The 17,457-nt window shown below is 31.1% G+C and carries 15 protein-coding genes, 2 rRNA genes and 1 other annotated feature; of the genes, 16 read left to right on the forward strand and 1 reads right to left on the reverse strand.

Annotated elements, in window-relative coordinates:
* From V6137_RS17965 to V6137_RS17980, 4 genes are all read left to right on the forward strand, one after another.
* Window positions 1-87, forward strand: a 23S ribosomal RNA gene (locus V6137_RS17965); the annotation flags it as partial.
* Between the two features lie 90 nt (window positions 88-177).
* Window positions 178-294, forward strand: a 5S ribosomal RNA gene (gene rrf / locus V6137_RS17970).
* A gap of 483 nt (window positions 295-777) precedes the next feature.
* A complete protein-coding gene (locus V6137_RS17975; RefSeq protein ID WP_425449355.1) occupies window positions 778-1,281 on the forward strand; it encodes a thioredoxin family protein in 504 nt (167 codons plus the stop codon).
* A 459-nt stretch (window positions 1,282-1,740) separates the two neighbouring features.
* The gene (locus V6137_RS17980; protein ID WP_425449356.1) at window positions 1,741-4,050 is read left to right on the forward strand and encodes a vitamin B12-dependent ribonucleotide reductase; all 2,310 of its coding nucleotides are present in this window, start codon (window positions 1,741-1,743) and stop codon (window positions 4,048-4,050) included.
* Between the two features lie 305 nt (window positions 4,051-4,355).
* On the opposite strand, the gene V6137_RS17985 is transcribed toward V6137_RS17980, so the two are convergent.
* Window positions 4,356-4,478, reverse strand: coding sequence for a hypothetical protein (locus tag V6137_RS17985; RefSeq protein WP_425449357.1), 123 nt, complete (start codon window positions 4,476-4,478; stop codon window positions 4,356-4,358).
* 151 nt (window positions 4,479-4,629) lie between these two features.
* Between V6137_RS17985 and V6137_RS17990 the strand changes: the two genes are divergently transcribed.
* The 12 genes from V6137_RS17990 (at window position 4,630) to V6137_RS18045 (ending at window position 17,393) form a co-directional block, all read left to right on the forward strand.
* Window positions 4,630-5,199, forward strand: a complete 570-nt coding sequence (locus V6137_RS17990) for an RNA polymerase sigma factor (RefSeq protein ID WP_425449358.1) — start codon at window positions 4,630-4,632, stop codon at window positions 5,197-5,199.
* A complete protein-coding gene (locus V6137_RS17995; RefSeq protein WP_425449359.1) occupies window positions 5,192-5,515 on the forward strand; it encodes a hypothetical protein in 324 nt (107 codons plus the stop codon). The genes V6137_RS17990 and V6137_RS17995 overlap by 8 nt, the downstream gene beginning before the upstream one ends.
* Window positions 5,516-5,527: 12 nt before the next feature.
* Window positions 5,528-5,989, forward strand: a complete 462-nt coding sequence (locus V6137_RS18000; protein WP_425449360.1) for a zinc ribbon domain-containing protein — start codon at window positions 5,528-5,530, stop codon at window positions 5,987-5,989.
* Window positions 5,990-5,999: 10 nt separating this feature from the next.
* Window positions 6,000-6,395 (forward strand): hypothetical protein, encoded by a 396-nt coding sequence (locus V6137_RS18005; protein ID WP_425449361.1) that lies wholly within the window; start codon window positions 6,000-6,002, stop codon window positions 6,393-6,395.
* A 280-nt stretch (window positions 6,396-6,675) separates the two neighbouring features.
* On the forward strand, window positions 6,676-7,953 hold the full coding sequence (locus V6137_RS18010) for a glycoside hydrolase family 18 protein (RefSeq protein WP_425449362.1): 1,278 nt from the start codon (window positions 6,676-6,678) through the stop codon (window positions 7,951-7,953).
* A 55-nt stretch (window positions 7,954-8,008) separates the two neighbouring features.
* Window positions 8,009-8,226, forward strand: a binding site (T-box leader).
* A gap of 53 nt (window positions 8,227-8,279) precedes the next feature.
* On the forward strand, window positions 8,280-11,384 hold the full coding sequence (gene ileS / locus V6137_RS18015; protein ID WP_425449363.1) for an isoleucine--tRNA ligase: 3,105 nt from the start codon (window positions 8,280-8,282) through the stop codon (window positions 11,382-11,384).
* A 340-nt stretch (window positions 11,385-11,724) separates the two neighbouring features.
* Window positions 11,725-11,961: an alpha/beta-type small acid-soluble spore protein gene (locus V6137_RS18020; protein WP_425449364.1), complete on the forward strand. Its 237-nt coding sequence runs from the start codon at window positions 11,725-11,727 to the stop codon at window positions 11,959-11,961.
* Between the two features lie 477 nt (window positions 11,962-12,438).
* Complete coding sequence (locus V6137_RS18025) at window positions 12,439-14,172, forward strand: ABC transporter ATP-binding protein (RefSeq protein WP_425449365.1); 1,734 nt, start codon at window positions 12,439-12,441, stop codon at window positions 14,170-14,172.
* A gap of 134 nt (window positions 14,173-14,306) precedes the next feature.
* Window positions 14,307-14,465, forward strand: coding sequence for a hypothetical protein (locus tag V6137_RS18030; protein WP_425449366.1), 159 nt, complete (start codon window positions 14,307-14,309; stop codon window positions 14,463-14,465).
* A gap of 103 nt (window positions 14,466-14,568) precedes the next feature.
* Window positions 14,569-16,020, forward strand: coding sequence for a radical SAM protein (locus V6137_RS18035; protein ID WP_425449367.1), 1,452 nt, complete (start codon window positions 14,569-14,571; stop codon window positions 16,018-16,020).
* A 17-nt stretch (window positions 16,021-16,037) separates the two neighbouring features.
* Window positions 16,038-17,147 carry a P-loop NTPase family protein gene (locus tag V6137_RS18040; protein WP_425449368.1) on the forward strand — a complete coding sequence of 370 codons (1,110 nt, stop codon included), beginning with the start codon at window positions 16,038-16,040 and terminating at the stop codon, window positions 17,145-17,147.
* Between the two features lie 15 nt (window positions 17,148-17,162).
* Entirely contained in the window at window positions 17,163-17,393 is a 231-nt protein-coding gene (locus V6137_RS18045) for an acyl carrier protein (RefSeq protein ID WP_425449369.1), read from the forward strand.
* Window positions 17,394-17,457: the final 64 nt, after the last annotated feature.

A 17,457-nucleotide genomic window follows, 5' to 3' on the forward strand; every position in this document is an offset into this window, starting at 1 on the left:
AGAAAGACTATCTGGTTGATAGGTCATAGGTGTAAGGGCAGTAATGTCTTAAGCTTAATGATACTAATAGGTCGAGGGCTTGACCAATATATATTCACTGTGCAATTTTGAAAGTGCAAAACACTTTGTTTAATTGACGATTGACAGTTGACAATGGACAATTGAATGAAGAAAAAATTTGGTGACGATGGCGGAGGGGCCACACCTGTTCCCATACCGAACACAGTAGTAAAGTCCTCCAGCGCCGATGGTACTTGGCGGGCAACTGCCTGGGAGAGTAGGTCGTTGCCAAATTTTTTATTTTTTGGAGAATAGCTGAGAGCTTTTTAGGCTCTTGGCTTTTATTTTTTTGTAGAATAGCTTTGTAGAATATTAATTGACGATGGACAATTGACAGTGGACAATTAAAGGTGCAAATCGGCTGAAGCCGATTTGAATATAATATTTTACGACCATAGGAAGTAAAATTACCTTAAATTGTCAATCGTCAATTGTCAATTATCAATTTAATAAACGCCCCGTCAGGTGGCGGAAAAATCAGCTTGCTGATTTTATTAACTATTAACTATTAACTATTAACTATTAACTATTAACTATTAACTATTAACTATTAACTAAAAAACCTCTCTCCACTCTCAACTGTCTTTCTGGCACTTAATACAAGTTGTAATTCAACCCAATATGTATTATAATTTATAGTATCTCAAAGCTAAAAAAGACTAGAATTATATTTATAAAGTTTAGCTATATAACTTGGTATATATGGGGGTATATGTGATGGAAATTTGTGATTTGTATAAGAGTGGAGTTACCTTTGATGAGTTTGTAAACATGGATACAGATACTTATAAGGAAAAAACATTAGAAATCTTCAACAGTATAGAGTTTGATGATGAATTGACAAGTAAGATCAAAGCTATTGATACTAAAGTAAAGATACTGGTTTGCGGTGAAATGTGGTGTCCAGACTGTATGATTAATGTACCTGTTTTAGAAAAGATGAAGGGCTATAATGATAATATTGACATTTCCATAGTAGGAAAAGAGGGTAACGAAGAGTTTTTCAAAAAATATACTTCAGATGAAAATGTAAGAATACCTACATTTGTTATTTATGATAATGACTATAATGAATTAGGAAGCTTTGTGGAGCATCCAAAAAAAATCAAAGAAATAATGGAAACAGCAAATCAGCCTAATAGAATTGTAGCTATGAGAAAATATAGAAAAGGGGAGTATGCACAGGATACTCTTAGGGATATATTAGAGATTATACTATAATATTATCTCATGACCTTAATAAGATTTTAACAATTAAATTTTAGATTAGCATATATAGTGCTAGGGTATAATTGTCCTAGCACTTTTATAATGAAATAAGTTGGGGGATTACGAATCCCCCAACAACTAGTTAACTGGAGGATTACTAAATCCTTAGCGACTAGTTAGCTGGGGGATTGCTAAATCCTTAGCGACTAGTTAAGTTAGGGATTACTAAATCCTTAACAACTAATTAACTTAGGGTCATAAAGCCTCATTAGTTGATTAGATGAAAAAGTATGAACTCCCAAACAGTTAATTAAAAATAAATTATATTGCTTTAAAAAATGAAGAAAAACCAACTAACTTTGAGCTTATATAAAATAAAGGCGGAAACAATATATAGTATCATTTTGACAGTTAAGTCGCTCATTGATACAATATATTGTGTTAGTTTCAATGAAATTCGGAGGTGTATTAATGAGTTTAACGGAAAATGCCATAAAAGTATTAGAGAGAAGATATTTAAAAAAAGATTTAGAGGGTAACGTTATTGAAACCCCAGATGAAATGTTTAAAAGAGTATCAAAGCATATAGCAAGTGCTGATAAAATATATGATAAAGACTGTAATACAAAAAAGGTTGAAAAGACATTTTATAATATGATGTCTAGACTGGAGTTTTTACCTAACTCACCAACTCTTATGAATGCAGGTAAAGATTTAGGCCAGTTATCAGCTTGTTTTGTGTTACCTATTTATGATTCTATGGAAGGTATATTTGATGCCATAAAGAATGCTGCATTAATACATAAATCAGGTGGAGGAACTGGATTTAGTTTTTCTAGGCTTAGACATAGAGGCTCAACGGTAAAGACAACAGGAGGAGTAGCATCAGGCCCTATAAGCTTTATGAAAGTGTTTAATTCCGCTACAGAAGCTGTAAAGCAAGGGGGAACTAGAAGGGGAGCCAATATGGGTATCCTTAGAATAGACCACCCCGATATACTGGACTTTATAAGATGTAAAGAGGACAATTCTGAAATAACTAACTTTAATATAAGTGTAGGAATAACAGAAGAGTTTATGAAGGCAGTGGAAAATAATAATGAATATGAACTTGTAGACCCCCACAATAAAGAGGTTGTGGCAACTGAAAATGCTAGAGAGGTATTTAACCTAATAGTTAAGATGGCTTGGACCAATGGGGAGCCGGGAATAGTATTTTTAGATAGATTAAATAAGTTTAATCCGACACCAGAGGTTGGAGAAATAGAAAGTACTAACCCATGTGGAGAGCAGCCATTGCTTCCCTATGAATCTTGTAACTTAGGTTCTATAAATCTATCTAAAATGTTAAATAAAATAGAAACTGGATATGAAATCGACTATGACAAACTAGGAGAGACAGTAGATAATGCAGTACATTTCTTAGATAATGTTATAGATGTTAATAAATATCCGTTGGAAGAAATAGATGAAATGACTAAAAGTACTAGAAAAATCGGATTAGGAATAATGGGTTTTGCCGATATGTTAATATACTTAGGAATCCCATATAATTCTCAACAGGGGGTTGACTTAGCCAATAAGGTTATGGGCTTTATTAATGAAAGGGCTAAAAAGAAATCCATAGAATTAGCTAAGGTTAGGGGAGTATTTCCTACTTATGATGGTAGTATATATAAAGAAAAGGGTATAGAACTTAGAAACTCAACAACAACAACAATAGCACCAACTGGAACCATAAGTATAATATCAGCAACTAGTAGTGGTATAGAGCCTCTATTTGCCATATCATATATAAGAAATATAATGGATAATGATAAGCTAGTAGAAGTACATCCTATATTTGAAGAAATGGCTAAGAAAAGGGGATTCTATTCTAAAGAGTTAATGGAAAAAATAGCAGAGGAAGGTTCCATTGCCCATATAGATGAGATACCAGAAGATATTAAGAAAGTGTTTGTAACATCCCATGATATATCCCCTAAATGGCATATAAAGATGCAAGCTGCATTCCAAAACCATGTGGATAATGCTGTTTCTAAGACAGTTAACTTTAAAAATGAAGCTACGAAAAAAGAAGTAGAAGAGGTTTATATGCTTGCATATAAATTAGGTTGTAAAGGGGTTACTATCTATAGAGATGGTAGTAGAGATAATCAAGTTTTAAGTACTAAAAAAGAAGAGAAGAAGGAAGAAACAAAGATAAATAGTCAAGTAATACCAAGGGAAAGACCTGAAATCACCCAAGGAATTACTGAAAAAGTTAGAATAGGCTGTGGAAATCTATATATAACAGCAAATTATGATGAAAATGGAATATGCGAAGTATTTACCAACTTAGGAAGAGCAGGAGGATGCCCAAGTCAAAGTGAGGCAACAAGTAGACTTGTATCTATAGCACTAAGATCAGGAGTAGATCCAAAATCTATTATAGAACAGCTTAAGGGAATAAGATGCCATTCCACATTACGCCAAAGGGCTACTAATAAGGATATAAAGGTATTGTCATGTCCAGATGCCATCGGAAAAGCCTTAGAAAAGGTTATGAATACCTATGTTGATGTAGATGATAAATCGGTAAATGATATAGCTATGGAAATAGAGGAGACAGTAAATGAAATACCTGTACCATCTTGTAATGGTTGTTCAGCAGATGAAGAAATATCTGCGGATTTAAAAAGTAACACTTCTTCTGGAGAATGTCCTGAATGTGGAGCTAAAGTAGAACATGAAGGCGGTTGTATGATATGTCACTCCTGCGGATATTCTAAATGTGGTTAATAACCAACATAACAACGTAGAAGGGAATTCATTCCCTGTATAATAATATACAAATCAAAAAATAGATGCCTTATTTAAGGCATCTATTTTTAATTGCCGTAATATTTTTAACTCAGTTGTTGGGGGATTCGCAATCCCCCAACTTATCTATACTATCTAGCATCCATATCCGCCAAAACCAAAGCAGAATAATACAACTAATAGTAAGAAGAAAAATAGTAATTCACTACCTATACCTTCGCCATAGCATTTAGCATCAGCCATAATAGCACCTCCATTAAATATTATGTTATATACTTAGGTTATTACCTACCAAATCCACCATAGCAATTACAGAATATAACTACCAATAGTAGAAAGAAAAATAATAATTCACTACCATTATCTCCCCCAACGATTCCACTTAAAATACCTGTGTTTTCAGCCATATAATACATTCCTCCTTATTTTTTAGTACACTACATACTATGCATTAAAATTCATAGTGGTGACTCTTATTAGAAAAATATAATTTTTTTTAAGTTTCTGTGAACATTTCAAAACCCCATGCGTAAAAAACATATGAAAGGGAGAAAGTAGATGATTAGTGATGAGGAAATATTAAAAAAATATAAAAATAGGCAAATAAACTCAATAGATATATTAATAGAAAGATATAAGGGCCCCCTTTATAAAATGTGCTTTAGATTAACTAATGATAGATATGAAAGTGATGACCTTTTTCAGGATACATGGATTAAGGTTATAAAAAAAATAGAAACCTTTGATCATAATAAGGTTTTTAAGACTTGGTTATATACAATATGTGTTAATACCTATAAAGATAAATATAGAAAGAAAAAGCGATGGTTAAATGTAATCAAAGACTTTTTTTCCAATGAGACTAAAGATAACAAAATGAGGAAGGTTGGGGAGGAATATCTAGTAGATGAAGAGATATTAGATAGGGAGATAAAAAATGTATTAAAGAAAAAAATAAAAAATTTAGATGATGACTTTAAAATACCCTTGATACTATTCTACTTTAAGGATATAAGCTATAAAGAAATAGCAACTATATTAGATATTCCCATAGGAACAGTAAAGTCTAGGTTAAATATAGCCAAGAAAAAAATAAAAAAATCTATGGAGGAGGAACACTATGGATAATAATGAATTTGAAAAGATTTTAAAGGAAATAAAAGAAGAAGAAATTACCCCGTCTATGTATTTAATCAATAGCACTAAGAATATATGTAGAAGAAAAGATAATACAGATAGTCTTATCATTGCACCGATTATCATAGGGGTTATTTTTACATTAATTAGCCTATTTTTATTGATTAAAGATTTTAGTGTATTAAATCTAATAATCATATATCTAATAAATACATCTGTAACAAGCATATCATTGTTCTTCATATTTACATTTAAAAGGGAAATAATATTTTTTTTCAATAGAAAAGTCTTTAGCAATAAATTATAGGAGGGATATAGTATGAAGGAAAGAGGTTTTAAAGTTTTATTTATTACTCTTACTACAGTGATAATTGGAGTTTTGGCAGTGTTTTATGGTTTTATTATAACAGAAATGTTCAGAGATCCATTTACAGAGATGTATATTAAAATACCTATGGTTCTTCTTTTACTATTACCTATAGGTCTCATTATAGGTATAGCTTCATTTATCAATAGGGATGCTCCTAAATATGGAATGGATAAATGGAAATGGATGACCATAGGGACATATGTGCCTAATCTATTGGGGCTTATTATATATTTAGTGGTTAGAAGTAATAGAAGAAAGGAAAAAGTTTGTGTAAACTGTGGGGAAACTGTAGATAAAACCTTTGGAATCTGTCCATACTGTGGACAAAAACTAGATAAAAGCTGTGACAACTGTGGAAAAGCAGTAAAGGAAGAGTGGAAAGTGTGTCCATATTGTGAAGAAAAATTATAGGAGTGATCTTATGGTATCTACATTAAAAAGAAAATTAATATTATTCACAGCCTTAGCCATTGGTATTTTAACTATATTTACAGGTTGTGAAAAAAGAATAATGTTTGTATCAGATAATATTGGCAATAATATAAGTGCTAAGTATAGGTACTTTGATGGAGATGAAGGAAAAACCATATATTCAAAGGACAATGATAAAATAAATATTGAATATGATGTAACTGTAGACAAAGGAAAACTAATAATCAAGCTTGAAGATAAAGATGATAATGTAATATGGGAAAAAGACTTTAGTGAAAACGAAAAATCCAATGTAACATTAGATATTGAAAAAGATAAGAAATATAGATTGACCATAATAGGAGAAGAAACTAAGGGAAAATATAATATTAAGTTAGATAAATAGATATCTTTTAATGGTAATCTTCGAATGAATTCGAAGCTACGTATGTTCACTGTCAACTTCTAATTTAAAAAAGTAGAAATAAATTCATTCCTCGGGATAATAGGGATGTAGGAGAGAATTCATTCCCCGATATAATAATATATAAAATTCCTAGCTTAGTTGTTGGGGGATTCGTAATCCCCCAACCCCAACATACTTCCCTATATAACCAAAATAGGACTGGTACACAACCAATAACAATCGCATATACTAAATTACCAAGGAATAAGGAGGTATTACTGTGATTATTCATGTTGTAAGACCAGGTGAAAGTGTATATTCAATAGGCAGACTATATGGAGTAGATCCATCTAAAATAATATCAGACAATCAACTTGAAAACCCCAATCAATTGGTGGTAGGACAAACACTGGTGGTATTAGAGGGAACAAGACAACATAGGGTGGCTCCAGGACAGAGTTTATATGCTATAGCTAGAGATTACGGTGTAACCGTAGAGGCTATATTAGATGCAAACCCAAGCATAACAAATCCAACACAAATATACCCGGGACAAATAATAACAATACCCAGTAGAACTCAAAAACTAGGTACTATAGAGGTAAATGGATATGCTTTACCTAATATAGATATGGAGGTTTTAAAAAAGACTCTCCCTAACTTAACCTATTTAAGTATATTTAGTTACCATGTGAAGTCCGATGGGAGTTTAGTACCTATAGAAGATGAAGCACTAATAAAGGCAGCCAGAGAAGCAGGGGTTGGGCCCCTTATGGTTATAACCAATATAGAAGAGGAAGGGTTTAGTAGTGATCTTGCAAGAACTATATTTGATAATGAAGAGGTTCAAAACAAACTAATAGAAAATATTATTAATAATTTAGAAACTAAAAACTATTATGGACTGGATATAGATTTTGAGTTTATATATCCAGGGGATAGGGAAAAATATAATAACTTCTTAAGAAAAATAACAAATAGACTACATGAACTAGGATTTATCGTATCAACAGCAGTTGCACCAAAGATATCGGCAGATCAAAGTGGACTTTTATATGAAGCCCATGATTACAAAGCCCATGGTGAGATAGTAGACCACGTTATAATAATGACCTATGAATGGGGATATACCTACAGTCCCCCTATGGCAGTGGCCCCAATAGACCAAGTTGAAAGGGTAATAAGCTATGCAGTAACAGAAATACCCAGTGAAAAAATACTAATGGGAATACCAAACTATGGGTATAACTGGACACTACCCTTTGTTAAGGGAACAATGGCTAAAGCCATATCAAATACAGCAGCAGTGGACTTGGCAAGAAGGGTTGGGGCGGTTATTAAATATGATACAAAATCCCAATCTCCATTTTATAACTACTATGATGAAAATGCTAAGCAACATGAAGTGTGGTTTGAAGATGCAAGGAGTATAGAAGCTAAATTAAGGCTAGTAAATCAATATGATCTAGGGGGAGTAAGCTACTGGACAATAAATAGTTATTTTCCACAAAACTGGTTAGTAGTAAATTCATTGTATGATGTTGAGAAGGTGTTATAAAACTCCTTGACAAAACTATTTATTTATTGTATCATAAACGAAAATATATATATTATTAATGGCTATGATAAGGACAGTAATAATGGTAAGTAGTTCACAGAGATATAATCATTTGCTGAGAGATTATAAGCAAAAGCCCTTATGAACATCACCTTTGAGCTGAATATCTGAAGTAATAGTAGGATATTTCGTAGAGATACGTTATATTGTAATGAGAGATAGGATAAATATATCCTATAATCAGGGTGGTAACGCGACAAATTCGTCCCTAAGTCTTTTGACTTAGGGATTTTTTAATTTAACAAAAACAAAAGGAAGGTGAAAAAATGGCTAAATTTGAAAACTTATATAGTGGATCAGTAAGCGAAAACGAACAAAAGATTTCAAATTATTGGAATGAAATAGATTTACTTAAAAGAAGTGTAGAAACTAGAGAAGATAATGAACCATTTATATTCTTTGAAGGTCCTCCAACGGCCAATGGTAGACCGGGTATCCATCATGTTATAGCAAGAACATTAAAGGACTCTGTTTGTAGATATAAAACTATGAAGGGATATCAAGTAAAAAGAAAGGCAGGATGGGATACCCATGGATTACCTGTTGAAATAGAGGTTGAGAAAAAGCTTAGTTTAAACAACAAACAAGAGATTGAAGACTATGGAATAGATAAGTTTAATAAAGAGTGTAGAGAATCAGTATTTAAGTATGAAGGTCTTTGGAGAAAAATGACAGAACGTATGGGATATCTAATAGACTTAGACAATCCATATATAACCTTAGATAATAACTATATAGAAACAGTATGGTGGATATTAGATAAGTTTAATAAAGAAGGATTTATCTATGAAGGACATAAGATACTACCCTATTGTTCAAGATGTGGTACAGGGCTTGCGTCCCATGAGGTTGCCCAAGGATATAAAGAGATAAAGTCCAATACTGTAATAGCTAAGTTTAAAAGAAAAGATGCCGATGAATATTTCCTAGTATGGACAACTACACCATGGACCCTTGCAGCCAATGTTTCATTAACGGTAAATGCCGATGTAACATATGTAAAGGTAATGCAGGATGATACTGTATATTATGTGGCAAAGGACTTAGCAAACAAAGTCCTTGGTGAAGACTATGAAGTATTAGAGGAAATGAAGGGGAAAGATTTAGAACATATTGAGTATGAACAACTTATGCCCTTTGTTAAACCTGATAAAAAGGCATTCTTCGTTACAGTAGCAGATTATGTAACAACAAGTGATGGTACTGGTATAGTTCATACAGCACCTGCCTTTGGTGAAGATGACTACAATACAGGAAGAAGATATGATTTACCTGTGGTTCAACCGGTTAATGAAGAGGGTAAGTATACAACAACTCCTTGGGAAGGACGTTTTGTAATAAGTGAAGACCTAGATGTGGACATTATAAAATGGCTACACGGGGAAAATAAACTTTATAAAAAAGAAAAGATGCCCCATAATTATCCCCACTGCTGGAGATGTGATACTCCATTATTATACTATGCTAAGCCAAGCTGGTATATAGAAATGACAAAGATAAAGGATAAACTTATTGAAAATAATAATAGTGTTGAATGGTACCCAGATTATGTAGGGGAAAAGAGATTTGGAAACTGGCTTGAAAACCTAAATGATTGGGCTATATCAAGAAGTAGATATTGGGGAACACCCCTTAATATTTGGAGATGTGAATGTGGCCATACAGAAAGTATAGCCTCAAGAAAGGAACTTTCAGAAAGGGCTATAGAAGATATAGATGACAGTATAGAGCTTCATAGACCATATGTTGATGATGTTCATATTAAATGTTCAGAATGTGGAGAAACAATGACAAGGGTAACTGATGTTATTGACTGTTGGTTTGATAGTGGTTCAATGCCCTTTGCCCAACAACACTATCCATTTGAAAACAATGAAAACTTTGATGAACTATTCCCAGCAGACTTTATATGTGAAGGTATAGACCAAACTAGAGGTTGGTTCTATTCATTACTGGCAATATCAACATTTGTTACTGGCAAGTCTCCATATAAGAGGGTACTTGTAAATGACCTTATATTAGATAAAAACGGAAAGAAAATGTCCAAATCAAAAGGCAACACAGTAGATCCTTTTGAACTATTCGATAAGTATGGTGCCGATGTTTTAAGATGGTATCTACTATATGTATCCCCAGCTTGGACACCAACTAGATTTGATGAAGAGGGACTTAAGGAAATAAATAGTAAGTTCTTTAGTACCATTAAAAATGTATATAACTTCTTTACTTTATATGCCAATACCGATGAAGTAGACCCAAGGGAGTTTGAGATAGACTATAACGATAGACCAGAATTAGATAGATGGATGCTATCAAGATACAATAGCCTACTTAAAGAAGTAGAAGGTGATCTTAAGGTATTTGATTTAACTAAAACAGTTAGAAAGATACAGGACTTTGTAAATGAGGATTTATCTAACTGGTATATTAGACGTTCCCGTAGAAGATTCTGGGAAACAGAACTAACAGAGGATAAAAAATCAGTTTATAAGACAACATATGAAATATTAGTTGGCATAACTCAATTGGTAGCACCTTTTGCACCTTATCTATCGGAGGAAATGTATAAAAAATTAACCGGTGGAGAGTCAGTTCATATAAGCTACTACCCTGTATCAAATGATGACCATATAGATGTTAAGCTAGAGGAAAAGATGGATATAGTAAGAAATCTTGTAAAACTAGGTAGAGCATCTAGGGAATCAGTAAAGATAAAGGTACGTCAACCTATAGCAAAGGTATTAGTTGATGGAGGCTATGAAGAGCTAATATCAGATGTTGTACCCCTTATCAAGGAAGAGTTAAACGTTAAAGATGTTATATTTGCTAAAGACCTAAATGAATATATGGAGTTTAGCCTAAAACCTAACTTTAGAGTTGCAGGACCAAAGTTTGGACCAAAGGTAAAACTATTTGCCAAAGAATTAGCTAGTCTTAATGGTTCAGAAGTGGCACCTAAATTAGAAAATGGCGAAAAACTAACCATCAATATAGATGGAGAAGACTTTGAAATAGATAAGGAACTTGTTGATATAAGAATATCTGCTAAAGAAGGATTTACAGTATCTATGGAAAACAATCTATTTGTTATATTAGATACAACATTAACAGATGAACTTATAAACGAAGGATATGCTAGAGAGTTTATATCTAAAGTTCAGCAAATGAGAAAGAATAATAACTATGAAATGATGGACAATATCAAAATCTATTTTGACGGAGATGATGATATAGCTAAAGCTATAGATATTCACAATGACTATATAAAAGAAGAAACCCTAGCTGTTGACATAGAAAAGGTTTCAGATGACAGCCTTGAAAAATACGATCTAAATGATCATGAAACAGGAATAAAAGTAGAAAGAATATAGAAAGCGGCCAACTGGCCGCTTTTTTAGTTACTAAGAGACTCTAATCCTCAACGTCTTTATATTAATACAAAAATATCCTCAAACGTAGGGACAGGGCATGCCCTGTCCGCCCTTTAACGCCATAAAACATAAAAAAAAACGAAAAACTATATTAATTGTTATCTATAAAGCCTCCACAATCCCCAACTATTTTTTTACGTTATATAACTAAAATAACTAAATAAAACTATAAAAAAATCTTAAGGAATATATACTAAATTTTACATCGTATTTTAAATCCCAATTATCACACAATATTACTAGACAACAAATAATAATCAACTTAGGAGGGTGTAAAATTATGAATAACAATAATAATAATTCAAGAAACACAAACAAGTTAGTTGTACCTGAGGCTCGCATGGCTTTAAATCAAATGAAAACTGAAATAGCTAGTGAACTTGGAATGAGTAACTATGATGGAATGGACAAAGGAAACTTAACAGCTAGACAAAATGGCTATGTAGGTGGATATATGACTAAAAAACTTGTAGAGCAAGCTCAAAGACAAATGGGAGGAACAACTCCAACTAAATAATATAAATAAAAAAAAGAAATTCTCCTCTTGGGGGAATTTCTTTTTTTTATTTATATTATTAAAATTCCAATTCTTTTAATCCACAACATACAAACACTGCCCGCCAAACGTAGGGACAGGGCAAGCCCTGTCCGTTCTTTAATGCCATAGAACATCAAACAAACATAAACCTATATTGCTAATAAAACATCGCCACCTCCCACCGTTACTATCATAAAAAAAACCAGCCCCCGTTGTTGGGGGATTCGCAATCCCCCAACCCAAAAACTCAAAACAAACAAAAAATACTTCTTTTATCAAATTCACTAAAAAAAACAATGCAACCCATAATATGGGTTGACATACAATATAAGATAAGATATACTTAAGATAATGTGAAACATACAACACAAAACATAAAAAGAAAACACCACATAAAAGCTATATAATGCCAAAAAAGTGAAAACACCCACATAACCAATCATAGGATGTGATTATTTGCTGAAAATATCAGATCATGAAAAGAAACTTATAAAATACTTTGCTAAATATATAACAAACTTCAAAAAACAAATCATCATAGTCATAATACTAATGCTACTTACCACAGCCATTAGCCTATATATACCATTGGCAGAAAAGGACCTACTAGATAAAGGGCTTATGGAAAAAAACTTTAGGGTTATTCTAATATACCTTTTTATATTATTCATAATAAAGTTCATACAAGAACTAATATCAGCAGCCCAAGATCAACTATCCACATATGTATCTAATAAATACACATATAATATAACTAAAAACTTTTTTAGAAACCTATTAAAATTTCCAATAAGCTTTTTTGAAAAATACAATATAGGAGAGATTACCAACAGGATAAACGGTGATGTGGTTAGTATAAGTATACTTGTGGACCATCAGTTAGTGTCGCTAATCACAGATATGCTTACCTTAATAGGAATAATATTTGTCATGGCAAAACTAAATATGACCATGTTTCTCATTTCCCTATTGGCTGTTCCAGTGATAGTTATAACAAATAATAAAATAGCAAAGGAACAGAAAAAAGCAACAAAAAAGATGAAAAATCATAATGACAGAAAATCTAAAACCCTTCAGGAAATGATACTGGGAATAAAGGAAGTAAAATATCTAAATATATTTAAATGGGCAGAAAGGGAATTTGCCAAATCCCAAAATAGCATACTAAGGGAAAAAATGAAGATTAATAAAATAGTCCTTATATTTTTTATTATATCCAGTAGACTCTACGAAATAATACATACATCAGTCTATATAATAGGAGCCTATATATTGGTAAAGGGAGATTTGACAGTAGGGGCACTATTTGCCTTTCTAACATACTTTACAAGGGCCATATCCATAGTAGAACGCCTCACAGGTTTTAATGTAAAGCTTCAAAGATCTCTAGTTTCAATAGATAGGGTATATGAGGTCTTAAAATATGGACAAGCATCTAAAAAAGATAATAAACAAACCGCTATTAATAAGTTTAATAATGGATATAAGATATCATTCAATAATGTGGACTTTTCATATACAGATAATTCAGAAGTTTTAAAAAATATAAACTTTAACATAACTAAAGGTGAAAAAGTAGCACTTATAGGGGAAAATGGCTCAGGAAAATCCACTATAATGTCATTACTAATGAAAATAATAGAACCAGATAAAGGAAGTATAACCTGTGATAATAAAGATATATCATCACTAACTTGGAAACAATTAACAGACAAAATATCATACGTACCCCAAAGTCTCTTCCTATTTAACTACACCATAAGGGAAAACCTAAAACTGGGGAACAAAGATGCAACAGATAAAGAAATATATCAGGTATTAGGACAAGTTGGGATGTTACAATTTATAGATAACCTTGAAAATGGCTTAGACACAATACTAACATTAAGTGGCTCCAATGTATCAGGGGGTCAACTCCAAAGACTAGCCATAGCAAGGGCACTATTAAGAAAAAAAGAAATACTACTACTAGATGAATCCACATCAAGTATAGAAGAAAACTTTGAAGAACAGTTTATTAAAAACTTAGTAAAACAGTATAAAGACTTAACGGTAATAATGATAATGCATAAAGAAAAGTTAACCAAGTACTTTGATAAGATACTTAAAATAAAGGATAAGAATATTTATGAAAAAGATGTTACTAAAGAAGAGGTTTGTAATGTTTATAAAGGTGAAAATGTAATTTAGGTAATAAGTTTGGCTAAACATTCCATGGGATTTTTAGAATTAAATGAAATATGATTAAGAAGTTAGAAAAACAGTTAATTTATTAATGTGGTTATTATTAAAATTTGAGTTATTAAATTAAAGGAGGAATATTCATGAAAAAATTATCAAAGATAAAGAAGGATTTTGGGGTTAATGCTAAAGCTATGGTTTGGGATTGTGAGTGTAGCTCTAGTTGTATGGATGATGCGGGTTCTTCCGAAAGTAATAAACATATTTCAAGATCTCAGTTTAGATATGCAAATCCTAGTTAAGGAAAGATGCTGCATAAGTATCAAATAAAACTTAGTTTTAAAATAAAATTTTAAAACTAACATGGAATGTTTAGCCTTTTATATATTGGAAGAGGTGAAGGCTATGAATAAGAATACATTATTATTTAACACTAAAGAGAATTATTACATATATGATGGTAATACTGGTAATATATTTAAAATAAATCCCATGATAAAAAATATATATGAAAATAACTTTAAAAGTAATATAGATGGAACAGTATCTAAAGAAATAAAGGATTCGATGGAAGAGATAGATTATTTAAAGGAAAAAGGATTTTTCAGTGGTTATCCCGATGAAATCTATTTAGACAATATTATTAATCAGGCATATTATGATTTGGAAAATAACATGGAGGGAATAATCTTATCTGTTACTCAAAATTGCAACTTAAGGTGTGAATACTGTAGTTATTCTGGATTATATGATAATGTGAGGACCCATAGTGATAAAGTTATGAGCTTTGAAATAGCTAAAAAAGCCATAGATAAGACAATAGTTAGGGCAAGTGGTAATAAAGAATTTAGAATATCTTTTTATGGAGGAGAACCCCTATTACAATTTGACTTGATAAGAAAATGTGTATCATATGTTAAGTCTAGTTATCCTGAGAAAGAAGTTAACTTTTCTATGACAACAAATGGAACTTTATTAACTAAAGAAAAATTAAAATTTTTAGTAGAAAATAAATTTATGATATATATAAGTTTAGACGGTCCTGAAAAATATCATGATGAATATAGGAAGTTTTTTAATTCCTGTAAAGGTAGTTTTAAAACCATAGAGAAAAATATTATCTATATAAAAGAGAATTATCCTAATTATTATAAAGAATATGTAAGCTTTATGATGACCTTGTCTCCTTTTAGAGATGTAGATGAGATAGAGGAGTTTATATTGGAAAGTGACATTATATCAGAGGATAATTATATTAGAGTAGCTTTTGTAAACAATAGCCAAGAATTAAGCTTATATAAAGATAAAAAGAAAGAAGAAAATATTGAACAAGATAGATTAAAGATGGAGTTTATGGACTTAAGATATATACATGCAAAAATTCATGGAAATATTGACTATTTGGAAAAGTCTAAAGTAGCTCTAAGTATTAATGAAGATGTGGATTCCTTTGATAAAAAAAGGATAGTGAAAAAAGCTTCTAAAAAAATATTGCCCAGAGGATGTTGTATACCAGGGCAAGGTAGATTATTTGTTTCAGTTGATGGAGAATTTTACATATGTGATAAATGTAGTGAAAAAGGAGATACATTGAAAATAGGTGATGTTGAAAAAGGAGTAGATGCAAAAAAATCAGTAAAAATTATAGAAGATTTTTATAATGCTACTAGGGAAGAGTGTTTAAGGTGTTGGGCATACTTACAATGCGGTATGTGTCCAGTTAGTATAGAAGATGATGATAAACAGTCAAGAGAGAGAAAATTAGACCAATGCTCTAATATGAAAAAGAGTATAGAAACTAAACTAGTAAAATACATGACTATAATTGAAAAAAATCCAGATGCTTTTAGCATGTAAGTAAGGAGGATATAGATATGAACTTTAATGGAATTAATAAAGCTATGATATTTCCATATTCTGAATATATGATAAATATTATAAAGTTTAATGATTTATTCAACTTTGATATAGAATCAATAGTATCTTTTAAATCTTGGGGTTATACCGATAAAGATCCCTTGTTTATAGATAAAAGTGGATCTTCAAAATATATGGTTACAGACGATTTTGAAGGTGAGTTAAATAAAGTAGATACTGTGATATTGGGATCTTTTGAAAAGTATTATGGAGATGATAATATAGCAAATAAGTACTTGAGAAAAATAGTTAAGGTTAATAAAAACGTTATTATATTAGATAGAACAAATGATTTGGAAATTGAAAATCACTTTAAAAATCCAAATGTAATTATTAAAGACTTAAATCACAGCTATAGAGTAACAAAAAATCTTAATCCTATAAATATACCTGCAGTTGGTATATTTGGACTAGAAGGAGATTGTGGGAAAATTGAACTACAACTTAAAATGTATAGGGCCCTTAAAAATGAAGGATATAAGGTTTCACTAATTGGAGCTAATCCAGAGCTATCTTTATTAGGAGGACATTGTTACCCATTAGAGATATATAGTGACAAAATAGGATCGTTAGAAAAGACTAAAATAATAAGGGATTATATAAATAATATCATAAGTAAACAAAAGAGTGATATAGTATTGGTATCCAGTCCCTATGGATTAAATAATTTTGGTAAGGGTCAAATAAAATATGAGTATAACGGCTTTTTAAGTCAAATGATAATAGATGCTATAAGACCAGATGCCAATATCTTATGTTGTAATCTAGGTAGAAATCTAGGTATGATAGAACGAAGTAAAAAAACATTAGAGCTAATATCCTCGGCACCAACAATAGCTTTGTCTTCTAAAAGACTTTATAAATCCCCAAGAACTTCGTTAAGAAGATATCAAATAGATTTAAAAAAAGGAATTTTAAACGATGATTTATTTAGACAATATGAAGGAAAGTGTAAAGAAGACCTAGAGGTTAAAATGTTAGATCAAGATAATATAGAGGATAAAGCTATAGTAGATTTGATTGAGGATACTTTTGCAAATGATAATCGAATAAAAGATATTATTTAAAAGGGGTAAGATAATATGGATAAAAGAGAATTGAGGAATATAGCATTAGATAGTTTGGGAAAAGAAAACTTAAAAGGTGATGCTATAGATTTATATAGTATACCTTCAACGGATATGCTTGATTTTATTTTGGAAATAGAGAAAAGATATCAAGTTATGATACCCACAGAGAAAATAAAAATGAAAAACTTTATGAATATAGGTACTATATTAGATATATTAGAAAATATAAAAAGTAATAACTAAAATATTATATTTTAGTTATTACTTTTTAATATGTTAGTTAAAACATTAAAAAGAACTAAATATA

The sequence above is a fragment of the Dethiothermospora halolimnae genome (assembly GCF_037577855.1).
GTDB classification, from domain to species: Bacteria; Bacillota; Clostridia; order Tissierellales; family VENL01; genus Dethiothermospora; species Dethiothermospora halolimnae.